Annotated in this window: 8 protein-coding genes; 7 read left to right on the plus strand and 1 reads right to left on the minus strand. The window is 72.9% G+C overall.

What is annotated here, in order from left to right:
* Positions 1-12 precede the first annotated feature (12 nt).
* From EKH77_RS04590 to EKH77_RS04615, 6 genes are all read left to right on the plus strand, one after another.
* Positions 13-11,052, plus strand: a complete 11,040-nt coding sequence (locus EKH77_RS04590) for an SDR family NAD(P)-dependent oxidoreductase (RefSeq protein ID WP_430980973.1) — start codon at positions 13-15, stop codon at positions 11,050-11,052.
* 96 nt (positions 11,053-11,148) lie between these two features.
* Complete coding sequence (locus tag EKH77_RS04595) at positions 11,149-15,924, plus strand: type I polyketide synthase (RefSeq protein WP_126913155.1); 4,776 nt, start codon at positions 11,149-11,151, stop codon at positions 15,922-15,924.
* A 107-nt stretch (positions 15,925-16,031) separates the two neighbouring features.
* Complete coding sequence (locus EKH77_RS04600) at positions 16,032-19,220, plus strand: beta-ketoacyl synthase N-terminal-like domain-containing protein (RefSeq protein WP_126913156.1); 3,189 nt, start codon at positions 16,032-16,034, stop codon at positions 19,218-19,220.
* Between the two features lie 133 nt (positions 19,221-19,353).
* Entirely contained in the window at positions 19,354-21,837 is a 2,484-nt protein-coding gene (locus tag EKH77_RS04605) for a beta-glucosidase family protein (protein WP_240667221.1), read from the plus strand.
* Between the two features lie 80 nt (positions 21,838-21,917).
* On the plus strand, positions 21,918-22,664 hold the full coding sequence (locus tag EKH77_RS04610) for a 3-oxoacyl-ACP reductase family protein (RefSeq protein ID WP_126913158.1): 747 nt from the start codon (positions 21,918-21,920) through the stop codon (positions 22,662-22,664).
* 96 nt (positions 22,665-22,760) lie between these two features.
* Positions 22,761-23,303 carry a Rieske (2Fe-2S) protein gene (locus EKH77_RS04615; protein ID WP_126913159.1) on the plus strand — a complete coding sequence of 181 codons (543 nt, stop codon included), beginning with the start codon at positions 22,761-22,763 and terminating at the stop codon, positions 23,301-23,303.
* On the opposite strand, the gene EKH77_RS04620 is transcribed toward EKH77_RS04615, so the two are convergent.
* Positions 23,290-23,967, minus strand: coding sequence for a cysteine hydrolase (locus tag EKH77_RS04620; RefSeq protein WP_126913160.1), 678 nt, complete (start codon positions 23,965-23,967; stop codon positions 23,290-23,292). The genes EKH77_RS04615 and EKH77_RS04620 overlap by 14 nt on opposite strands.
* Positions 23,968-24,108: 141 nt before the next feature.
* On the opposite strand from EKH77_RS04620, the gene EKH77_RS04625 reads away from it, so the two are divergent.
* Positions 24,109-24,576 carry a pyridoxamine 5'-phosphate oxidase family protein gene (locus EKH77_RS04625; RefSeq protein ID WP_126913161.1) on the plus strand — a complete coding sequence of 156 codons (468 nt, stop codon included), beginning with the start codon at positions 24,109-24,111 and terminating at the stop codon, positions 24,574-24,576.
* The last annotated feature ends 30 nt before the right edge of the window (positions 24,577-24,606 follow it).

Genomic DNA, 24,606 nt, shown 5'->3' on the forward strand with positions numbered 1-24,606 from the left:
AAGGAAATGCACGTGTCTTCTACAGCGCCCGCCAGCAACGAAGAGAAGCTTCGCGAATACCTCCGCCGCGCCATGACGGACCTTCATGAGGCACGCGAGCGGATCCGCCAGGTCGAGTCGAGCCGTAGCGAACCCATCGCGATCGTGGGCATGGGCTGCCGTTTCCCGGGCGGGGTCACCTCGCCCGAGGGTCTGTGGGACCTGGTCGCCTCGGGCACCGACGCCATCTCGCCGTTCCCGGTGGACCGGGGCTGGGACGTCGAGGCGCTGTACGACCCGGTGCCCGGCCGCCCGGGCCGCACGTACAGCCGCGAGGGCGGTTTCCTGCACGACGCGGGCGACTTCGACGCCGCCTTCTTCGGGATCTCACCGCGTGAGGCCCTGGCCATGGACCCCCAGCAGCGGCTGTTGCTGGAGACGTCCTGGGAGGCGCTGGAGCGGGCGGGCATCGACCCGCACACCCTGCGCGGCAGCCGGACCGGCGTCTACGCCGGGGTGATGTACCACGACTACGGCACATCGGTGGCGGACACCGCCGAGGCCGAGGTGGGCGGCTTCCTCGGCACCGGCACCTCCGGCAGCGTCTTTACCGGCCGGGTCTCCTACACGCTGGGCTTCGAGGGCCCGGCGGTAACGGTCGACACCGCCTGTTCGTCCTCTCTGGTAGCGCTCCACCTGGCGGTTCAGGCCCTGCGCAACGGCGAGTGCGACCTCGCGCTCGCCGGCGGCGTCACCGTCATGGCCGGACCGGGGACGTTCGTGGAGTTCTCACGGCAGCGGGGGCTGGCGGCGGACGGACGCTGCAAGGCGTTCTCGAACGCAGCGGACGGCACGGGCTGGAGCGAAGGCGCGGGCGTGCTCGCCGTCGAACGGCTCTCGGACGCGCTGCGCAACGGCCGCCGCGTCCTGGCCGTGGTACGCGGTTCCGCCGTCAACCAGGACGGCGCCAGCAACGGACTGACCGCACCCAACGGCCCCTCCCAGCAGCGCGTCATCCACGAGGCGCTGCGAAACGCCGGCCTGGGAACAGGCGACGTGGACGCCGTCGAAGCCCACGGCACCGGCACCCGACTGGGCGACCCCATCGAAGCCCAGGCACTCATGGCCACCTACGGCAAGGGACGCGCAACCGAACAGCCACTATGGCTCGGCTCGTTGAAATCCAACATCGGACACACCCAAGCCGCCGCAGGCGTCGGCGGCATCATCAAGATGGTGCTGGCCATGCAACACGGCGAACTCCCCCGCACCCTCCACGCCGAACAGCCCTCCACCGAGATCGACTGGTCAGCGGGCACGGTCACGCTGCTGAACGAGCCGGTGCCCTGGCCTCGGCACGACCGGCCGCGCCGATCCGCCGTCTCCTCCTTCGGCGTCAGCGGCACCAACGCCCATGTGATCCTGGAGCAGGCACCCGAGCCGACCAAGGCGGACGAGCCGGAGAACGTACGGGCGTTGAGCACGGTGCCGGTCGTCGTCTCGGCACGGAGCCGCGAGGCGCTGCGCGCGCAGGCGCGCCGGCTGGTCGACCACGTGGCTGCGGCGAGCGTGCTGGATCTCGGTTACTCCACGGCCGTCGCGCGCTCAGCCTTCGAGCACCGGGCGGTCGTGCTGGCCGAGGACAGCGCTGCGCTGCGGGCCGGGCTGGAAGCGATCGCCGCAGACGAGCCGTCCGTCGACGTCGTGTCCGGTGCGCTGGTCGGGGACGGCGGCCAGACGGTGTTCGTGTTCCCGGGGCAGGGGACGCAGTGGGTGGGCATGGCCGTCCCACTACTGGACGAATCCCCCGTATTCGCCGAGGCCATGGCCCGGTGTGAGGCGGCGCTGGCCGGGCTGGTCGACTGGAAACTCACCGACATCCTGGACGACGAGGATGCCCTGCGCCGCGTCGACGTCGTCCAGCCCGCCTGCTTCGCCATCATGGTCTCGCTCGCCGAGCTATGGAAGTCCATGGGCCTCCAGCCGGACGCTGTCATCGGCCACTCACAAGGCGAAATCGCCGCAGCCGTAGTATCCGGCGCCCTCTCCCTGGAGGACGGGGCCCGGATCGTCACCCTCCGCGCCCAGATCATCGGCCGCGAACTCGCCGGACACGGCGGCATGGCCGCCATCGCCCAAACCCCCACCGATGTCGAACAACGCATGACCCCCTGGGCCGGACGCCTGCACATCGCCGCCGTCAACGGCCCCAACGCCACCGTCATCGCCGGTGACCCCGATGCCCTGGCCGAGATGGTGACCGCCTGCCAGGCGGAGGGAATCCGGGCCCGCACCATCGCCGTGGACTACGCCTCCCACTCCACCCACGTCGAAACCATCCGCGCCGAACTGCTGGACGCACTGGCAAACATCCGCCCGCAGGCTTCAGCCATCCCCTTCTACTCGACAGTCGAAGCATCCTCCCTCGACACCACGGCCCTCGACGCCGACTACTGGTACCGCAACCTCCGCCACACCGTCCGCTTCCACGACACCGTCGAACTACTCCAAGCCGACGGCTACACCCTCTTCATCGAATCCAGCGCACACCCCGTCCTCACCCCCACCCTCCCCGACGCTGTCGTAGCCACCGGCACCCTCCGACGCAACGAAGGCAACCTCCGCCGCTTCCTCACCTCCACCGCCGAAGCCTTCACCCACGGCGCCCCCATCCAATGGCCAGCCACCTTCGGGGAAACCGGCGCCCACCACACCGACCTCCCCACCTACCCCTTCCAACGCCGGCACTACTGGCTGGAGGCCTCCCAGGCCCAGCAGGAGTCCCTCTCCTACCAAGTCGCCTGGAAGCACCTGCCGTTCACCGGCTCGGCACGTCTCACCGGCCGCTGGCTCCTCATCTCCCCCACCGGCCGGGAAACCGATCTGGGCCAGGCCCTCACCACCCACGGCGCCACCGTCACTCACCTCACCATCGACCCCACCACCACGGACCGCGCTGCCCTCGCCACCCTCCTCACCGCCCACCACGACCAGCCGGTCACCGGCATCGTCTCCCTCCTGGGCCTCGCCGCCACCGTCGCCCTGACGCAAGCCCTCGGCGACAGCGGTCTCGACGCGCCGCTCTGGACGATCACTCGGGGCGCCGTAGCCGTCACCCCCGGCGAGGCCCCCGACCCCGAAGCCGCCCAACTCTGGGCCTTCGGACGCGTCGCAGCCCTCGAACACCCCGACCGCTGGGGCGGACTCATCGACCTCCCCCACACCCCCACACCCCGCACCACCGACCACCTCACCCAAGCCCTCACCAACACCAACACCGAAGACCAGATCGCCCTCCGCCCCTCCGGCGCCTACGGCCGCCGTCTCGTACGGGTCCCCGTCGCCCGTACCGCCGACGAGGGCCGGCAGCCCCGAGGCACGGTGCTGCTCGTCGGGGACACCACGCCCGTCGCCGAACAGCTCGTACGGCGGCTGCTCGCGCAGGGCGCCGAGCGGGTCCTCATCGCAGACCCCTCGCTCACCGACCTGCCCGGCACGCTGACGGACCTCGCCCCCCGAGCGGCCGTCGCCGCCGGTGCCGAGGTGACGGACCGAGCGTCCCTCGCCGCCCTGCTCGACGAGCACTCCCCCACCACCGTCGTGATCGCTCCGCCCCAGGCGGCGCCGACCCCGCTCGCGACCACCACCCCCGCCGAATTCGCGGCGGCCGTCGCCGCCAAGACGACCACCGCTGCCCTCCTCGACGCGCTGCTGACGCCGGGCGAGGGGACGGAAGCAGGGTCGGACGCAGCGCATGACGTACCGGAGTTCGTCGTCTTCTCCTCCGTGTCCGGAGTGTGGGGCGGCGCCCGCCAGGGTGCGTACGCGGCCGGCACCGGCTATCTCGATGCGCTGGCCGAGCGCCGCCGTGCCCGCGGACTGCCCGCCGTCTCGGTGGCCTGGACGCCCTGGTCCGGCGGTGTGACCGCCGAGGGCACCAGCGCCGAGGCGATGCGCCGTTACGGCATCGCCCCGCTGGAGCCGCAGGCGGCGCTGGCCGAACTGGAACGGGCGCTGGCGCGCGGTGCGGGGTCGGTCGCGGTCGTGGATGTCGACTGGGAACGGTTCCTCACGTCGTTCACCTCCGTACGCCCCACCGCCCTCTTCGACGAGCTGCCCGAGGCCCGCCGGATGCAGGCTGCAGGGACGACGACTGCGGACGGTCCGGGCGTCGCGGACACCTCGCCCGGCAGCGGTACGGAGCTGGCCCGCGTGCTGCGCGCCCTGCCCGTCACCGAGCGGGACAAGACCCTGATGGACCTGGTCGCCTCGCATGCGGCCGTGGTCCTCGGCGAGGGCTCGGCCACGGCTGTGGACCCGGACCGGGCGTTCAAGGACGTCGGCTTCACCTCCATGACCGCCGTCGAGCTGCGCAACCGCCTCAAGGAGGCCACCGGCCTCACCCTCCCCGCCTCCCTCGTCTTCGACCACCCCAACCCGCGCGCCCTGGCCGGCCATCTGCGCACCGAGCTGCTGGGCGAGGACGCGGACGTCACGGAGCCCACCCCCGCCCCCGCCGCGTTCCACTCCGACGAGCCGATCGCGATCATCGGGATGGCCTGCCGCTTCCCCGGCGGCGTCACCACCCCCGAAGACCTGTGGGACCTGCTGTCCACGGGCCGCGACGCCATCACGGACCTGCCGGACAACCGGGGCTGGGACCTGGCGGAGCTGTACGACCCGGATCCGGACGCGGCCGGACGCTCGTATGTCCGCGGGGGCGGATTCCTGCACGACGCGGGCGACTTCGACGCCGCCTTCTTCGGCATCTCGCCCCGCGAGGCCCTGGCCATGGACCCCCAGCAGCGGCTCGTCCTGGAACTCGCCTGGGAGTCCTTCGAACGGGCCGGGCTCCGGCCGACGGAACAGCGCGGCACCCGCACCGGCGTGTTCATGGGCACCAACGGCCAGCACTACATGCCGCTGCTACAGAGCGGTACGGAGAGCTTCGACGGCTATCTCGGCACCGGCAACTCCGCCAGCGTCATGTCCGGTCGCATCTCCTACGTCCTGGGTCTGGAGGGCCCCGCGGTGACGGTCGACACGGCCTGTTCCTCCTCCCTCGTCGCCCTCCACCTGGCCGCGCAGGCGCTGCGCCGGGGCGAGTGCGACCTGGCGTTCGCGGGCGGCGCCACGGTGATGTCGTCGCCGGATCCGCTCGTGGAGTTCTCGGGCCAGCGCGCGGCATCGCCGGACGGCCGCTGCAAGGCGTTCGCCGACTCCGCTGACGGCTTCGGGCCCGCGGAGGGCGCGGGCATGCTGCTGGTCGAACGGCTCTCGGACGCGCTGCGCAACGGCCGCCGAGTGCTGGCCGTGGTGCGCGGTTCCGCCGTCAACCAGGACGGCGCCAGCAACGGACTGACCGCACCCAACGGCCCCTCCCAGCAGCGCGTCATCCACGAGGCGCTGCGAAACGCCGGCCTGGGAACAGGCGACGTGGACGCCGTCGAAGCCCACGGCACCGGCACCCGACTGGGCGACCCCATCGAAGCCCAGGCACTCATGGCCACCTACGGCAAGGGACGCGCAACCGAACAGCCACTATGGCTCGGCTCGTTGAAATCCAACATCGGACACACCCAAGCCGCCGCAGGCGTCGGCGGCATCATCAAGATGGTGCTGGCCATGCAACACGGCGAACTCCCCCGCACCCTCCACGCCGAACAGCCCTCCACCGAGATCGACTGGTCAGCGGGCACGGTCACGCTGCTGAACGAGCCGGTGCCCTGGCCTCAGCTCGACCGGCCCAGGCGTTCTGCGGTGTCCTCGTTCGGGATGGGCGGGACGAATGCGCATGTGGTGCTGGAGCAGGCGCCGACTTCAGCGGATGAACGGGATGACAGCGCACGGGAGCTGTCCTCGGTGCCGGTCGTGCTGTCCGGGCGGGACAGTGGTGCGCTGCGGGAGCAGGCGCGGCGGCTGATCGACCGGGTGGACGCGGCAAGTGTGCTGGACCTGGGCTACTCCACGGCTGTCACGCGGTCGGTCTTCGAACACCGGGCCGTCGTCCTGGCCAAGGACAGCACCACGCTACGAGCAGGCCTGGAAGCCATCGCTTCGGGCACGCCGTCGAGCGATGTCGTGACAGGCGTCGTCACCGGGGGCGGCACTCCCCGGTCGGTGTTCGTCTTCCCGGGGCAGGGCACCCAGTGGGCCGGCATGGCCGCCGACCTGCTCGACGAGTCCCCCGTGTTCGCCGCCGCCATGGCCCGGTGCGAGGCACTCCTCGCCGAACACCTCGACTGGAACCTCACCGACCTCATCCGACAGACCGACAACGCGCCCTCGCTCGAGCGCGAGGATGTGGTCCAGCCCGCCTGCTTCGCCGTCATGGTCTCGCTCGCCGAGCTGTGGAAGTCCATGGGCGTCGAGCCGCATGCCGTCATCGGCCACTCACAAGGCGAAATCGCCGCAGCAGTGGTATGCGGTGCGCTCTCGCTGGAGGACGGTGTGCGCGTCGTCGCCCTGCGCGCCCGCCTCATCGAACGCGAGCTGGCCGGACACAGCGGCATGCTCTCCCTCACCCTCCCCCTCGCCGAGACCGAGCAGCGCATCACCGGCTGGGGCGACCAGCTGAGCGTCGCCGTCATCGCCGGACCCACCTCCACCGTCATCGCCGGACCCCTCGACCAGATCGAAACAGCCCTCACCGCCTGCGAAACCGAAGGCATCCGCGCACGCCGCGTCCCCATCAGCTACGCCTCCCACACCCCCCACACCGAACCCATCCGCAACGAACTCATCCACACCCTCCACAACATCCGCCCGCAGGCTTCGACCATCCCGTTCTACTCCACCGTCGAAGCCGCCCCCATCGACACCACCACCCTCAACGCCACCTACTGGTACCGCAACCTGCGCGAAACCGTCCGCTTCCACGACACCGTCGAACTACTCCAGGCCGACGGCTACACCCTCTTCATCGAAGCCAGCGCACACCCCGTCCTCACCCCCACCCTCCCCGACAACATCACCGCCACCGGCACCCTCCGACGCAACGAAGGCGACCTCCGCCGCTTCCTCACCTCCACCGCCGAAGCCTTCACCCACGGCGCCCCCATCCAATGGCCGGCCACCTTCAACGCCACCAACGCCCACCACACCGACCTCCCCACCTACCCCTTCCAACGCCAGCGCTACTGGTACGAGCCCCGGTCCCGCCGCGGTGATGTGACCTCCTTCGGTATGTCGGCGGTCGACCACCCCCTGCTCGACGGCGGAGTGGAACTGCCCGACGGCGGTGGGTACCTCTACACCGCGCGTCTCGGTGCCGAGACCCAGCCGTGGCTGCGGGAGCACACTCTGCTGGACACACCGTTGATGCCGGGTGCCGCCTTCGTCGATCTCACGCTGTGGGCCGGCGGCCGGGTCGGCTGCGAGCTGGTCGAGGAGCTGATGCTGGCCGCGCCGCTGCTGCTGCCGGAGAGCGGTGCGGTGCGGCTGCGGCTCGTCGTCGGCGCGGCGGACGGCGACGGGCGCCGTTCCGTCACCGTGCACTCCCGGCCGGAGACCGGCCGGGAGCAGTGGGAGAAGCCGGAGGAGTCGGAGTCCTGGACGCGGCATGTTCAGGCGACCGTCGCTCCCGCCGACGAGGCGCGGCACGCTTCCCTCCCCTGGGAGGAGAGTTCGTCAGCCGCCTCCACCGCCTTCCGCCCCGCCGACTTCTACGCGTCCTTCGCCGAGCGCGGCTACACCTACGGCCCCCTCTTCCAGGGCGTCAAGGCGGGGCACGACGACGGCACCGCGGCCTACTCCGAAGTGGCCCTCCCGGAGGGGGCCGCGACGGCCGGACCGGACCGGTTCGGTATCCATCCGGCGCTGCTGGACGCCGCGTTCCAGACGATGAACCTCGGCTCTTTCTTCCCGCACGACGGCCAGGTCCGGATGCCCTTCGCCCTGCGCGGTATCCGCCTGTACGCCACCGGTGCCGAGCGTCTGCGGGTGCGGGTCACGGCGGCCGGGGACGACGCGGTACGCATCGAGGGTGTGGACGAGGGCGGACGGCCGGTCTGTGTGATCGACTCGCTCGCCGTACGGGCCGTGCCCGCCGAGCAGTTCCAGCTGCCCGGGCGCCCGGCGCGGGGTCTGGGCGACGGCATGCTGCACCGCGTCGAGTGGCCCGCGCTCTCCCTGCCCTCCGCCGGTTCCCCGTCCGCGCCGCACTGGACCCTGATCGGCGGGGACGTCTTCGGGCTGGCGGAAGGGCTGAGCACGGCCGGCGTGCCGTTCACCGCGGTCACGACCCTCACCGAGGCCGTGGAGGGCGTGGAGAACCTGGAGGACGCGGACGACAGCCCAACCGGCGTGATCGCCGTGTCGGTCCCCCGCTCCCCCTCCACCGACCCCGGTGCCGTACGCGGCGCTGTGCACAACGCCCTCGAGCTCCTACAAGAGTTGCAGGCGGCCGATACAGGTCAGCGCCTGGTGTTCGTCACCAGCGGCGCGGTGGCCGCCGGGCGCGGCGACCGGCTGGGGGACCCGGTAGCCGCGGCCGTGTGGGGCCTGGTGCGGTCCGCCCAGTCGGAGCAGCCGGACCGTTTCGTCCTGGTCGACGTGGAGGAAGCGGGCTCGGTGGACGGCGCGGCCTTGGCGGCCGGGCTGGCCTCCGGCGAGCCGCAGATGGCGATCCGGGCGGGGAAGGTCCGGGTCCCACGGCTGGCGACGATTCCCGAGGAGGACGCCGAGGCGCTGCTGCCGCCGGCCGGCGCCCGCTCCTGGCAGCTGGTCGGCGGTTCCGGGACGATCTCGGAGCTGGCGCTCGTACCGACCGCGGCGGACACCGTGCCGCTCGGCCCGGGCCAGGTGCGGATCGCGGTGCGCGCGGCGGGCATCAACTTCCGTGACACGCTGATCGCCCTGGGCATGTACCCGGGCGAGGCGGTGATGGGGGCCGAGGGTGCCGGCGTGGTCACCGAGGTCGGCCCGGAGGTGAGCGGACTCGCCGTCGGCGACCGGGTCCTGGGCATGTGGACGGACGCCTTCGCGCCGTATGCGGTGGCCGATCACCGGATGGTGGCGCACATGCCGCGCGGCTGGTCGTACGCCGAGGCCGCCTCGGTACCGGCCGTCTTCCTCAGCGCCTACTACGCGCTCAAGCACCTCGCCGGACTGCGACCGGGCCAGTCGCTGCTGGTGCACGCGGCGGCGGGTGGCGTCGGCATGGCGGCGGTGCAGTTGGCCCGTCACTTCGGCGCGGAGGTCTACGGCACCGCCAGCCCGGGCAAGTGGGACGTGCTGCGGGCGCAGGGCCTGGACGACCGGCACATCGCCAACTCCCGGACCCTGGACTTCGCCGAGCAGTTCTTGGAGGCGACCGGCGGACGCGGCGTGGATGTCGTGCTCAACTCCCTGGCAGGCCCGTTCGTCGACGCCTCGCTGCGGCTGCTGCCGCGCGGCGGGCAGTTCGTGGAGCTGGGCAAGGCGGATGTGCGCGAGGCCGAGCGGATCGCCGCCGAGCAGCCGGGCACCGGCTACCGGGTGCTGGAGCTGATGGAGCACGGCCCCGGGCTGATCGGCGAGATGCTCGCCGAGTTGCTGGAGCTGTTCGAGCGGGGCGTGCTGCGGCTGCTGCCGGTGGCCCCGTACGACCTCCGCAACGCCCGGGAGGCCTTCCGTACGCTCAGCCAGGCCGGGCACATCGGCAAGCTGGTGCTGACCATGCCGGCCGCCTTCGACGCCCACGGCACGGTGCTGATCACCGGCGGTACCGGAAACCTGGGCGGCACCCTCGCCCGGCACCTGGTCACCGAGCACGGCGTGCGGCATCTGCTGCTGATGAGCCGGCGCGGCGCGCAGGCCGAAGGCGCCGGGGAACTGGCCGCGGAGCTGCGCGGCCTGGGCGCGTCGGTGACCGTGGCGGCCTGCGATGCCGCCGACCGGGCGGCGCTGCGCGAGCTGCTGGCCGCCGTGCCGCCGGAGCACCCGGTCACGGCCGTGCTGCACGCGGCGGGCGTCCTGGACGACGGCGTCGTCACCTCTCTCACCCCGGAGCGGATCGACGGGGTGCTACGGCCCAAGGCCGATGCCGCCCTGAATCTGCACGAGGCGTCCCTGGACCCCGACCTCGGCCTGGACCTCTCGGTATTCGTGCTGTTCTCGTCCGTCGCCGCCCTGCTCGGCGGCCCGGGCCAGGGCAGCTACGCCGCCGCCAACGGCTTCCTGGACGCGCTCGCCCGGTACCGGCGCGACCGGGCACTGCCCGGGCTGTCGCTGGGCTGGGGCCTGGCGGGCAGCGGGCAGCTGACCGCGCACCTGGACACCGAGGAGTTGCACCGGCGGATGGCGCGGGGCGGTCTGCTGCCGCTGTCGGGTGAGCAGAGCATGGCGCTGTTCGACACCGCGCAGCGCGTCGACGAGGCGTTCCAGGCACCGGTGCGCCTGAACATCGCGGCACTGGCGGCCGGGGGGAACGTCCCGCCGGTGCTGCGGGACCTGCTGCCGGACGCGGCGGGCGACCCCGGCCGGGGCAGCGACGGCGCGTCCCGCCCGGCGTCGGGCGCGGCACCGGCGGACGGTGCCGAGGCCCTCGTCGAGCGGCTGTCCTCGCTCGGCGCGGCCGAGCAGCGGGAGCTGCTGCTGGAGACCGTACGGACCCACGCCGCCGTGGTCCTCGGGCACACGGAGCCCGAGGGCATCCTCGGCGAGCGGGCGTTCAAGGACCTGGGCTTCGACTCGCTGACGGCCGTCGAGATGCGCAACCGGCTCGCCGCGGCGACCGGGCTGCACCTGGCGGCGACCTTGGTGTTCGACAACCCCACCCCGGCGGCGCTCGCCGAGCACCTGCGGGAGCGGCTGGCCCCGGAGACGGCACCGGCGGCACCGCTGCTCGCCGAACTGGAAAGCCTGGAGGCGGTGTTCAAGGGGCTGGCCGCGGACGATGTGGCCTCGCTCGCCCCCGACGGCATCACCCGCCGGGAGATCGCCGCCCGTCTCGCGGCACTCGGCTCCCGGTGGAGTGCCCTCCAGGGCGACGGGGCGCCGCAGGAGGAGGACCGTTCGATCGTCGAGGAGATCGACACCGCCGACGACGACGATCTCTTCGCCTTCCTCGACGAGAAGCTCGGCGGCTCCTGACCCGCCGCCCTTCCGCCTGTCCCCCTTTCCGCCCCTGCCGCCCTGACGGCCCCTGGGCCGCACCGAACGACTTCTGACCAACGGGTGATGTGAATCATGACGAACGCAACCGAACAGAAACTGCGCGACTACCTCAAGCGGACCACCACCGAACTCCACCGCACCACCGAGCGTCTGAAGGACATCGAGCGCCGGCAGCACGAGCCGATCGCCATCGTCGGCATGGGCTGTCGCTTCCCGGGCGGGGTCACCTCGCCCGAGGGCCTGTGGGACCTGGTGGCCTCGGGCACGGACGCGATCTCGCCGTTCCCGGTGGACCGGGGCTGGGACGTGGCCGGGCTCTACGACCCGGACCCGGACGCGGCCGGCCGTACGTACACCCGCGAAGGCGGATTCCTGCACGACGCGGGCGACTTCGACGCCGGCTTCTTCGGCATCTCGCCCCGCGAGGCCCTGGCCATGGACCCGCAGCAGCGACTGCTCTTGGAGACGTCCTGGGAGGCGCTGGAGCGGGCGGGCATCGACCCGCACACCCTGCGCGGCAGCCGAACCGGCGTCTATGTCGGCGCCTGGAACGGCGGCTACACCGATGAGGTCCGCCACCCCAGCGCCGAACTGGAGGCGCAGTTGCTCACCGGCGGCGTGGTCAGCTTCACCTCCGGGCGGATCTCCTACGTCCTGGGCCTGGAGGGCCCGGCCGCCACCGTCGACACGGCCTGCTCGTCCTCGCTGACAGCCCTCCACCTGGCCGTACGGGCGCTGCGGCAGGGCGAGTGCGATCTGGCGCTGGCCGGCGGCGCGACGGTCATGGCCACACCCGGCGTCTTCGTCCGCTTCGCACGCCAGCGCGGAGTGGCGGCGGACGGCCGTTGCAAGGCGTTCGCCGACTCCGCGGACGGCTTCGGACCCGGCGAGGGCGTGGGTGTGCTCGCGGTCGAGCGGCTCTCGGACGCGCTGCGCAACGGCCGTCGGGTGCTGGCCGTGGTGCGCGGTTCCGCCGTCAACCAGGACGGCGCCAGCAACGGACTGACCGCGCCCAGCGGCCGGGCCCAGGCCCGGCTGATCCGGCAGGCCCTGGACGATGCCCGGCTCACCGGCGACGCCGTGGACGCGGTGGAGGCGCACGGTACGGGGACGAGGCTGGGCGATCCCATCGAGGCGCAGGCGCTGCTGGCCACGTACGGCAAGGGGCGGACCGCCGACCGGCCGCTTTGGCTGGGCTCGTTGAAGTCGAACATCGGGCACGCGCAGGCCGCCGCCGGTGTGGGCGGGGTCATCAAGATGGTGATGGCCATGCAGCACGGCGAGCTCCCCCGCACCCTGCACGCCGAACAGCCCTCCACCGAGATCGACTGGTCGGCGGGCGCGGTCGCCCTGCTGAACGAGCCGGTGACCTGGCCGCGCGGCGAGCGCCCGCGCCGGGCGGGCATCTCGTCCTTCGGCGTCAGCGGGACCAACGCCCACGTGATCCTGGAGGAGGCACCCGAGCCGACTGCGGCGGACGAGCCGGAGAGCGTACGGGCGTTGAGCCCGGTGCCGGTCGTACTGTCCGGGCGCGACGGCGGTGCCCTGCGGGACCAGGCCCGACAGCTGACCGACCGGGTGGCTGCGGCGAGCGTGCTGGATCTCGGCTACTCCACGGCCGTCGCGCGCTCGGCCTTCGAGCACCGGGCGGTCGTGCTGGCCGAGGACAGCGCTGCGCTGCGGGCCGGGCTGGAGGCAGTCGTCGCGGGTGAGCCGTCCGCCGATGTCGTGTCCGGTGTCGCGGCGAGCGCGGGCGGAAAGACAGTGTTCGTCTTCCCCGGGCAGGGGACACAGTGGGCAGGCATGGCCGTCCCGCTACTGGACGAGTCACCGGTGTTCGCCGAGGCCATGGCCCGGTGTGAGGCGGCGCTGGCCGGGCTGGTCGACTGGAAACTCACCGACATCCTGGACGACGAGAACGCCCTGCGCCGCGTCGACATCGTCCAGCCCGCCTGCTTCGCCATCATGGTCTCGCTCGCCGAGCTATGGAAATCCATGGGCCTCCAGCCCGACGCCGTCATCGGCCACTCACAAGGCGAAATCGCCGCAGCCGTGGTCTCCGGCGCGCTGTCACTGGAAGACGGAGCCCGCATCGTCACCCTCCGCGCCCAGATCATCGGCCGCGAACTCGCCGGACACGGCGGCATGGCCGCCATCGCCCAAACCCCCACCGAAGCGGAAACCCGCCTGGCCAAATGGGACGGCCGACTGGAGATCGCGGTAATCAACGGCCCCAACTCCACCGTCATCGCCGGAGACCCCCACGCCCTCACAGAACTGGTCACCACCTGCGAGGCGGAAGGAATCCGGGCCCGCACCATCGCCGTCGACTACGCCTCCCACTCCACCCACGTCGAAACCATCCAGAACGAGCTGATCCAGGCACTGAACGGCATCCGCCCTCAGCCCTCAACCATCCCGTTCTACTCGACAGTGGACGGCGCCACGATCGACACCACGACCCTCAACGCCGACTACTGGTACCGCAACCTCCGCCAAACCGTCCGCTTCCACGACACCGTCGAACTACTCCAAGCCGACGGCTACACCCTCTTCATCGAATCCAGCGCACACCCCGTCCTCACCCCCACCCTCCCCGACGCTGTCGTAGCCACCGGCACCCTCCGACGCAACGAAGGCAACCTCCGCCGCTTCCTCACCTCCACCGCCGAAGCCTTCACCCACGGCGCCCCCATCCAATGGCCAGCCACCTTCGGGGAAACCGGCGCCCACCACACCGACCTCCCCACCTACCCCTTCCAACGCCGGCACTACTGGCTGATGCCGGACCGGGACGGCGAGGGCCGGCGTTATCACGTCGCCTGGAAGAAGCTGTCGTTCACCGGTTCGGCGCACCTCACCGGCCGCTGGCTCCTCATCTCCCCCACCGGCCACGACACCGACCTCACCCAGACCCTCACCACCCACGGCGCCACCGTCACCCACCTCACCATCGACCCCACCACCACAGACCGCACCACCCTCATCACCCTCCTCACCGAAGCGAACGCCACCACCTGCACCGGCATCGTCTCCCTCCTCGGCACCGACGAGCGGCCGCACCCCGTCCGTCCCGGCGTCGACTGCGCCACGGTCTCGACCATGCTGCTGGCCCAGGCGCTCGCCGACGTGACCCGGGGCGCGGAGCCGGATGCGGAACCGAAGCTGTGGACCGTGACGCGCGGGGCCGTGGCCGTTTCCCCGTCCGAGCGGCCGTCCACGGCCGGTGCGCAGGTGTGGGGCCTGGGCCGCTGCGCGGCCCTGGAACTGCCCACGCTGTGGGGCGGTCTGGTGGATCTGCCGGGCGGCGACGCGCAGGCCGGCGGCCGGGTCGAACAGCAGCTGATCCAGGCGCTGTCGGGGGCCGGCGGCGAGGACCAGGTGGCGCTGCGGCCCTCGGGTGCGTACGGCCGCCGCCTGCTGCCCGCCCCCGCCGGCAGCACGCCCTCCACGGGCTATGCGCCGCGCGGCACCGTGCTGGTGTCCGGCGGCACGGGTGCGCTCGGCGGCCATCTGGCGCGCTGGCTGGCCCGTAACGGCGCCGAGCACCTGGTGCTGGTCGGCCGCCGCGGCAGGGACACCCCCCTTGTCGCGGAACTGACGGCGGAGATCGAGGCGTTGGGCGCCGCGGTGACCGTGGCCGCCTGTGACGTGGCGGACCGGGAGGCGCTGCGGGAGCTGCTGGCGTCGCTGCCGGCCGACCGGCCGCTGACGGCGGTGTTCCACGCCGCCGGAATCCCGCACTCGGCCGCGCTCACCGACACCGCTCCGGAGACCCTGGCACGGGTCCTGTCGGCCAAGGTCACCGGTGCCCGCCATCTCCACGAGCTCACCCGGGACCGGGAGCTGGACGCGTTCGTCCTGTACGCGTCCGGGGCCGGGGTGTGGGGCAGCGGGGAGCAGAGCGCGTACGGCGCGGCCAACGCCGCGCTGGACGCGCTGGCCGAGCAGCGGCGCGCCGAGGGGCTTCCCGCCACCTCGGTCGCCTGGGGCCTGTGGGACGGCGGCGGCATGGGGCAGGAGGGCGCGGCGTTCCTCGGCTCGCTCGGGCTGCGGCCGATGGCGCCCGAGGTCGCCCTCGCCGCGCTCCAGGAGACGCTGGACCGGGACGAGACCTGTGCGACGGTCGTCGATGCCGACTGGTCCCGGTTCGCCCCCGCGTTCACCGCCTTCCGGCCCAGCCCGCTGATCACGGAGCTGCCCGGCGTACGGACCACCGGCGGCCCGGCCGTGCGACCGGAGCCCGCCGACACGCCCGCGGAGCAGGGCGTGGTGGCGCGGCTGCGGCAGGTTCCGGCCGCCGAGCGGCGGGAGGTGCTGCTGGATCTGGTGCGCCGGCACGCCGCGGCCGTGCTCGGCCACCCGGGGCCCGAGCACATCGATCCCGACGGCGGGTTCCGGGCGCTGGGCTTCAGCTCGGTGACCGCGGTCGAGCTGGCCGGCAAGCTCGGCGTGGCAGTGGGCCGCAAGCTCCCCGCCACCTTCGCTTTCGACCACCCCAATGCCCGGGCGGCGGCCGGCCGGCTCGCCGAGCTGCTGGACGTACGGGCGGACGGCCCCGGGGACGCGGACGGCACGGCGGACGGCGACCCCCGCGAGGCCGGGATCCGGCGGGCCCTGCGGACCGTGCCACTGGCCCGGCTGCGGGACGCCGGACTGTTGGACGGCCTGCTCGAACTCGCCGGACTGCGGCCCGAATCGGCGGCCCCGGACGCCATGGGCCCGGTGGGCACCACGGGCTCGGTGAGCGCGGCGGGCTCGATGGACGAGCTGAACGAGCTGAACGAGGTGGACGAGCTGGACGCCGAGGCCCTGGTGAACCTCGTGCTCGGCAACCCCGGCTCCTGACCCCGCCCCTTCCCTGGCCACCCCCTCCCCCACCCCCTCCCTCTTCTACCCAGCACGAATCCGGCCCGGTCCGAGACCGGCCCGGACCTCAGCGAGGAGACCACTCCATGTCCCTGTCTCAGGACAAGGTGCTCGACGCCCTGCGCACCTCCGTCAAGGACGCCGAGCGGCTGCGCCGGCAGAACCACGACCTCATGGCGGCCCGCCACGAGCCGATCGCCATCGTGGGCATGGCCTGCCGCTTCCCCGGCGGCGTGCGCTCGCCCGAGGACCTGTGGCAGCTGGTCTCGTCGGGGACGGACGCGGTCGGCCCGTTCCCCGACGACCGCGGCTGGGACGTGGCGGGAATCTACGACCCGGACCCGGCGGCACCCGGCAAGACGTACTGCCGCGAGGGCGGCTTCGTGTACGACGCGGGCGACTTCGACGCGTCGTTCTTCGGGATCGGCCCGCGCGAGGCCACGGTCATGGACCCGCAGCAGCGACTGCTGCTGGAGACGTCCTGGGAGGCCCTGGAGCGGGCCGAACTGGACCCGCGCGCGCTGCGCGGCAGCCGCACCGGCGTGTTCGTCGGCGCGGCGCACCAGGGTTATCTCCCCGGCGGCGCGGAGGGCTCCGCCCGGCTGCCGGAGGGGTCCGAGGGCTATTTGCTGACCGGGAACGCCGGTGCTGTGGTCTCCGGCCGGATCAGCTACGTCCTGGGCCTGGAGGGTCCGGCCCTGACGGTCGACACGGCCTGTTCGTCCTCACTGGTGGCACTCCACCTGGCGGTGCAGGCGCTGCGCCGGGGCGAGTGCGAGCGGGCGCTGGCGGGCGGGGTGGCGGTGCTCGCCAACCCGGACGCGTACGTGGAGTTCGCCCGGCAACGAGGGCTGGCGGCGGACGGCCGTTGCAAGGCGTTCGCGGACGCGGCGGACGGTACGGGATGGGCCGAGGGCGTCGGTGTGCTGGTGGTGGAGCGGCTCTCGGACGCGGTGCGCGACGGCCGCCGGGTGCTGGGCGTGGTCCGCGGCACGGCGGTGAACCAGGACGGAGCCAGCAGCGGGCTGTCGGTGCCCAACGGCCCGGCCCAGCAGCGGGTCATCCGCCAGGCACTGGCCGACGCCCGGCTGGGCGCGGACCAGGTCGACGTGGTGGAGGCGCACGGCACCGGCACCCGCCTCGGCGACCCCATCGAGGCGCAGGCGCTGCTGGCCACGTACGGCCAGGAGCGGGCGGCCGAACAGCCTTTGTGGCTGGGCTCGTTGAAGTCCAACATCGGACACGCCCAGGCCGCCGCGGGAGTCGGCGGCATCATCAAGATGGTGATGGCCATGCGGCACGGCCGGCTGCCGAAGACCCTGCACGTGGACACGCCCACGCGGCACGTGGACTGGTCGCAGGGGCAGGTGCGGCTGCTGACCGAGGCGGTGCCCTGGCCGGAGACGGGCGCGCCCCGGCGGGCCGCGGTGTCCGGCTTCGGGGTCAGCGGCACCAACGGCCATGTCGTCCTGGAGCAGGCGCCGGAGCCGGCCGTGGCGGACGAGCCGGGCGCCGAGCGGCCGTCGCTGGTGCCGTGGGTGCTCTCGGGCCGTACGGAGGCGGCGCTGCGCGACCAGGCCCGGCGGCTGGCCGACCACCTGACGCGCCACCCGCACCTGGACCCGCTGGACATCGCCTACTCCCTGGCCACCACCCGCAGCGCCTTCGGGCACCGCGCGGCGGTCCTCGTCGGATGCACGGGGACGGACGGGCAGCGGGTGAGCGCCGGTGCCGCGACGGCGGAACTGGCGGAGTTGGCGGAGTTGGCGGAGACGGAGGGCGGGCGCGTGGCCACGGGCGCCGTCCTCGGCGCCGAGCCGCGCGAGGGCGGCGATGGCGCCGTCGCCCGCGCCCTCGCCGAGGGCTTCGCGCGGGGCGCGGATGTGGACTGGTCCCGGCTGTTCGACGGCACGGGAGCACGCCGGATCCCGCTGCCCACCTACGCTTTCCAGCACCGCCGTTTCTGGCTGTCGGCCACCGGTGCGCGGACCTCGGGCCCGGCGTCGGCGGACGCCCAGGACTCCCCGGCCCGCACGGCGGTCGAAGTCCCTGCCGAAGCCCCTGCTGATGAGTCCGCTGCCGCCTTCGCGAGCCCCGCGGGCTCCACAGGCCCCGCCGGTCCCACGGCGACTGCCTCCCTGACCCCCGACGAGCTGCTGGCCCTGGTCCGTACGGAGGCCGCCACCGCGCTCGGCCATGGCACGCTCGAGGACGTCCCGGCCGACTCCGCCTTCGACGAGCTCGGCTTCGACTCACTCGCCGCCATCGAGCTGACCGCCGCCCTCTCCGGCGCCGTGGGCACCGAGGTCCCCACCTCCGCCGTCCTCGAGCACCCCACGCCGCAACAGCTGGCCGACCACCTGACCGCCCTCCTTGCCACGGCATCCGCGGCGGGCGCCGGCCAGGACGCCGACGGCCCGTCGCGGCCCGCCCAGGAGTCCGGCCTGGTGGCGATGTACCGGCGGGCGCTGCGGCTGCGCCAGGGCGAAGAGGTCGTCGCGGTGCTGGCCGCGCTCTCCGCGTTCCGGCCCGCCTTCCCCGCCGACCATGAACCGGCGGGGCCGGGCACGTCCGCCCAATGGCAGCAGGACCCGGTGCCCCTGACCGGCGGCGGCCCGGGCCCGGAGCTGATCTGCTGCTCGGGCACCGCGGCGGCATCGGGCCCGGAGGAGTTCACCGCCCTGGCCGCCGCCCTCGACGGCCGGCTGGGCGTATCGGCACTGCGCCAACCCGGCTTCGGCGCGGGAGAGTTGCTGCCCGGCTCACTGGACATCCTGCTCGACGCGCAGGCCGACGCCGTACTGCGGCACACCCAGGGCGCGCCCTACGCCCTGTTCGGCCACTCGATGGGCGGCTCTCTGGCACACGCGCTGGCGCTGCGCCTGGAGGAGCGCGGCGCCGGGCCCGTCGCGCTGGTGCTGGCGGACGTGTATCTGCCCAGCGCGCCCGGGGCGATGGCCGTGTGGCGCAACGCGATGCTCGACTGGGTCATGGAGCGGTCCGTGGTGACCATCGACGACACCCGGCTCACCGCCATGGGCGCGTACAACGAGATGCTCCTGCCGTGGGCCCCGAGCCCGACGAAGGCGCCGGTGCTGTTCGTGCGGGCGAGCGAGCCGATGGAGCGGTGGGCGGGCGAGCCGGACGGCTGGCGGGCCCGCTGGGACGGCGGCGAGCACACCGCCGTCGACGCCCCCGGCACCCACCTCACGATGATGACCGAGCACGCCCGCGCCACCGCCGACGCCGTGCACCGTTGGCTCGGCGACCTGTGAGCGCCCCGCCCCGACCGCGGTCCGGCCTCGATCCGGCCGCCATGTGCCCGTAGACCCCTTAGACCCCGTAGACCCCGCAAACCCCATGGCCCCCCATAGGCCCCGTAGCCCAAGGACAGGAACCGAACTGATCGTGCTGTTGCGCAGAAAACACCGGCAGGGCGCCGGGCCCCGGCCGTACGGCCGGGCCGGCCGTCTCCTGACGCACGCGCTCGCCGCCGTGTGCGCCGCCACCCTGCTCACCGCCCCCGCCGCGGATGCCACTCCCCAGGAGGGCTCGGCGCGGGTACGCGCCCTGGTGGCCAAGATGACGCTCGACGAGAAGATCTCGTTCGTGCACTGGACCACGGGCCCGAAGAACGGCCCGACGATGAAGGGCATCGGCTATCTGCCGGGAGTCCCGCGGCTGGGCATCCCCGAGCTGCGGACCGCCGACGGCCCGGCCGGCATCCGGCTGCTGGGCCGCACCGCGACCGCCATGCCCACACCCGTGGCGCTCGCCGCCACCTTCGACGACCGCCTCGCGGGCGAGTACGGCAAGGTGCTGGGTCGCGAGGGCCGCGCGATGGGTCATGACAATGTGCTGGCCCCGATGACGAACATCATCCGGGTCCCCTACGCGGGGCGGAACTTCGAGACCTTCAGCGAGGACCCGCTGCTGTCCTCCCGGATGGCCGCCGGCGAGATACGCGGCATCCAGGGACAGGGCCTGATGGCGACGGTCAAGCACTTCGCCGCCAACAACCAGGAGCGGGACCGCATGACGGTCGACGCCACCGTCGACGAGCAGACTCTCCAGGAAGTGGAGTTCCCGGCCTTCCGCAGTGCGGTGGAGGCCGGCGCCGCCTCCGTGATGTGCGCGTACAACAGCGTCAACGGCGCGCAGTCGTGCAGCAACGACGGCCTGCTGCGGGGGGTGCTGCGCGAGCAGTGGGACTTCCGCGGCTGGGTGATGTCCGACTGGCTGGCCACCCATGCCACCTCCGACATCACCAAGGGCCTGGACCAGGAGCTGGGCATCGACCTGAGACTCGGCGAGCCCGTACCGCCCTCGAAGTACTTCGACGCCGAGCTGAAGGCCGCGATCGCGAAGGGGGCCGTCCCCGAGGCCACGCTCGACCGGTCCGTGGTCCGCATCGTCGGCCAGATGGAACGCTTCGGACTGCTCGATCCGGGCTCCCCCCGGCCCGATCGCGATCCGCAGGCCGGCCGCGCGGCGGCCCGCACCGTCGCCGAGAAGGGCGGGGTGCTGCTGCGCAACGAGCGCGGCACCCTCCCGCTGTCGGACCGGGACACCGGCGACATCGCGGTCATCGGCCACAGCGCCAAGTACCCCAAGGTGACCGGCGACGGCAGCGCCCATGTCGTGCCCGACCGGGCCACCGCCCCGGTGGACGCGCTGCGGCAGCGGGCGGGCCGGGGCACATCGGTGACGTACGAGCCGGGCCAGGACCTGGTGGGCGTGCCGCTGCCCGGCTCCGCGCTCAGCCCGGCCTTCTCCAACGGCAAGCAGCTGGACCCGCTGGGGAAGGGCACGTTCTACGAAGGCGAGCTGACCGTGCCCGCCGAGGGCGACTACACCTTCGCCTTCAAAGTCATGGGCGGGGTGGCCAACCTCAGCATCGGCGACCACCCGATGATCCTGGGCACCGAGACCTACGGCACCGTCTCCACCGTCGTGCACCTGTCCAAGGGCACCCACCGCGTCGCCATGAACGGCTGGGCCTGGGAGGACACTCCGCTGACCGCCGATCTGAGCTGGGTCACCCCCCGGCAGGCCCGGGACGACTTCGACCGGGCGGTGGCGGCCGCCGCCAAGGCCCGCACCGCGATCGTCTTCGCCCATGACGACGGCACCGAGGGCGTGGACCGCGAGTCCCTGTCCCTGCCGGGCCGGCAGGACGAACTGATCGCCGCGGTGGCCAAGGTCAACCCCCGCACCGTGGTCGTCCTCAACACCGGTTCCGCCGTCCTGATGCCCTGGCTGCGCGACACCGCCGCCGTCCTGGAGATGTGGTACCCGGGGCAGGAAGGCGCCGAGGCCACCGCCTCGCTGCTGTACGGCGACAGCGCCCCCAGCGGCCGGCTCACCCAGACCTTCCCGGCGAGCGAGACCGCCCATCCCATGGCCGGCGACCCGCACCGCTACCCCGGGGTGAACGGCAAGCAGACCTACTCCGAAGGACTCAAGGTCGGCTACCGCTGGTACGACGACACGGGCGTGGCCCCGCTCTTCCCCTTCGGCCACGGCCTGTCGTACACCACATTCGACCAGCGCGACCTCGCCGTGCAGCGCACCGCCGCGGGCCTGACGGCCACGGTGACCGTGCGCAACACCGGGTCCCGCGCGGGCGAGGAGACCGTACAGCTCTACCTCGGCCCCAGCCCCGACACCACGGCACCGCAGGTCGAGAAGAAGCTCGCCGGCTACGCCAAGGTCGCCCTGGCACCCGGAGAGCAGCGCCGGGTCACCATCACCGTCGACGAACAGCAGCTGCGCCACTGGGACTCCACCACGCACCGCTGGCGGCTGGGCACCGGTGAGCGCACCGTCCAGGTGGGCTCCTCTGCGGCGGAGCTCAAGGCGTCGCGCACCGTCACCGTACAGCCGCGGTGAGCGCACCGGGCACCGCGCCTCTCGCCCCACTCGCCACTCCCACTCCCCGCGTCTCCCACTCCCCGCGTTCAGGAAGATCTATGGAACTCGCAGGTCAGGTAGCACTCGTCACCGGCGCCGCCCGTGGCATCGGCCGCGCCATCGCCCTCCGGCTGGCCGAGGCCGGCTGCGATATCGCCCTCAACTACCGCAGTTCGACGGCACAGGCCCAGGACGTGGCCGAGCGCATCGCCGCACTGGGCCGCCGGGTCGAGTTGTTCCCCGGCGACCTCGCCCGCCCCGAGGTACCCAAGCAGCTGGCCGGGGCGGTGATCGAGGCGTTCGGCCGGATCGACGTCCTGGTGAACAACGCGGGCATCGGCCGCGACAAACTGCTGCTGTCGATGGAAGCCGATGACATCAACGACGTCATCGCCACCAATCTCGTCGGCCCCATGCTCCTGACCCAGGCCACCGCGCTCACCATGGTGCGGCAACGCTCGGGCCGGATCGTCAACATCTCCTCCGCGGCGGCGGCCAAGCCCGGCAAGGGACAGTCCAACTACGCGGCCTCGAAGGGCGGCCTGGAGGCGTTCACCAAGGCCATGGCCGTCGAGCTGGGCTCCCGCGGCATCCTGGTGAACGCGGTGGCCCCCGGGATCACCAGGACGGACCTGACCGAGCGGCTGATCGACGGAGCGGCGTCCGAACTGCTGGGCCGGCAGGTGGTCGGCTCGTTCGCCGGGCCCGAGGCGGTGGCCGAGGCCGTGCTGTACCTGGCGAGTCCGCGCAACACCCACACCACCGGCACGGTCCTGGCCGTGGACGGCGGGCTGAAGATGCCCTGAGGCGTCTGAACGCCGGGCGCGGCGCGGCCGTATGTGTCCTCGCATCACTCAAACCACTCGATCCAGCTGATGCGAAGCGACAGCAAAGGAACGATCATGACGCATTCGTCACCCGAGCCATCCGTGCCGGCCGCCTCATCCGGTCCGGCCGGCGCCACCCGTCGTACCGTCGTCGCGGCGACCGGGGCCGCCGGTCTCGCCGCCGTCCTCGCGGCGTGCGGCGGCTCCGACGACACGGGCTCCGGCTCCGACTATTCAGGCTCGGACGCGTCGAAGGGGACGCCGGGGCAGGCGGACGGCGACAAGGGCACGCCCGGGACGGGGTCCACGTCCGGGGCGGGCGAGGGTGCGGGTGCGGCCCTGGCCCGGACGTCGGAGATCCCCGAGGGCGGCGGCAAGGTCTTCCCGGACCGGAAGGTCGTGGTCACCCAGCCGGCGAAGGGACAGTTCAAGGCGTTCTCGGCGGTCTGCACCCATCAGGGATGCGTGGTGAAGGACGTCGCGAACGGCACCATCAACTGCCCCTGCCACGGCAGCAGGTTCTCGGTGGCCGACGGGGCCGTACGGGGTGGCCCGGCGCAGAAGCCGCTGCCCGAGGAGCGGATCTCGGTGAACGGGGACTCCATCACGCTGGGCTGAGCCCTTCAGGGCCGGTCGTCCGCCGAGGCCGTCCGCGCCGGCGCCAGCCGCGCAGGACGGCCTCGGTCGTGGTCACGGTGGCGACCAGCGCGAGGGTGTGGCGCACCATCGCCGCCGTGTAGTCGGCGGGCACCCCGGCGATGGCGTCGGAGGGGACGAGGGCGGTGTAGCCGAGGTTGACGGCGTCGAAGACGGCGTTGGGGATGCCGACGTTGGCCGACACGCCGGTGACGATCAGGGTGCGGCAGCCGATGTTGCGCAGCAGGGCGTCCAGGCCCGTACCGGCCAGCGGCGAGAGCCCGTGCAGCCGGCGGACGACCAGGTCCCCGTCGCCGACGGGTATGGGCTCGGCCACCCGGACGGCGTGGGTGCCGGTCAGCTGTTGTACGGGCAGTCGTTCGGCGACGCGGAAGAGGTGGGCGTTGCGGCTGGCGCCGCGGCCGTCCGGGCGGCGTTCGGCGATGGCGTGCACGACCTGGACGCCCGCCTCGTGCGCCCCGGCGACGAGGCGGGCGACATTGACCAGGGCCCCGGAGGCGCGGGCGACGGCCGCGAGTTCGGGGAGGGCGCTGTCGGGGCCGACGACCCCGCGCTGGCACTCGACGGTCAGCAGCACGGTGCTCGCCGGGTCGGTCTCCTCGGCGAACGGGTCCTGAGTGGCCATGGCGCTCCCCCGCGGTGGTTCGTCCCTGGGCCCCGCCCGGGGCGCGCGTGAGGCTAGCGGGCATTGCGGTGCCGGGGAAGGGGCGCCATTCTTCTGACAGGTAGTCGGATCCGTGGGACCCCGGAAGGCGGGTGGCGCGGGATGACCGTCACACAGCGGCGGGGCCGTCGGGCCATGATGACGCGGGCCGAGCTCGACGCCTTCCTCGCCGGGCGGCGCACCTGCCGGGTGGCGACGGCCGGGCGGGACGGGCGGCCGCACGTCGGCCCGCTGTGGTTCGTCTGGGACGGGCGAGCGCTGTGGCTGTACTCGCTGGTCCGCAGCCGGCGCTGGGCCGATCTGCGGCACGACCCGCGCGTGGCGGTGGTGGTCGACGACGGCGAGGAGTACGAGGAGCTGCGCGGCGTGGAGCTGTCGGGCACGGTGACCGTGGTGGGCGAGACCCCACGCCGGGGCGCGGCATGCCCGGAACTCGCGACCCCCGAACGGCTGTTCGCGGCAAAGCACTTCGGATTGTCGGTGATGCCGCATGACGGCCGGCACGCCTGGCTCCGGCTGGCGCCGGACGCCGTCGTCTCCTGGGACTTCCGCAAGCTGCGGGAGCGTTGAGCCGGCCTGCCGGGAAATCGGGGGCCGGGC

Source organism: Streptomyces luteoverticillatus, from assembly GCF_003970715.1.
GTDB classification, from domain to species: Bacteria; Actinomycetota; Actinomycetes; order Streptomycetales; family Streptomycetaceae; genus Streptomyces; species Streptomyces abikoensis.

What these genes read in the sequence shown, in the direction of transcription:
- EKH77_RS04595 (WP_126913155.1), top strand. Translation starts at nt 11,149, where the DNA reads ATGACGAACGCAACCGAACAGAAACTGCGCGACTACCTCAAGCGGACC.
- EKH77_RS04600 (WP_126913156.1), top strand. Translation starts at nt 16,032, where the DNA reads ATGTCCCTGTCTCAGGACAAGGTGCTCGACGCCCTGCGCACCTCCGTC.
- EKH77_RS04610 (WP_126913158.1), top strand. Translation starts at nt 21,918, where the DNA reads ATGGAACTCGCAGGTCAGGTAGCACTCGTCACCGGCGCCGCCCGTGGC.
- EKH77_RS04615 (WP_126913159.1), top strand. Translation starts at nt 22,761, where the DNA reads ATGACGCATTCGTCACCCGAGCCATCCGTGCCGGCCGCCTCATCCGGT.
- EKH77_RS04620 (WP_126913160.1), bottom strand. Translation starts at nt 23,967, where the DNA reads ATGGCCACTCAGGACCCGTTCGCCGAGGAGACCGACCCGGCGAGCACC.
- EKH77_RS04625 (WP_126913161.1), top strand. Translation starts at nt 24,109, where the DNA reads ATGACCGTCACACAGCGGCGGGGCCGTCGGGCCATGATGACGCGGGCC.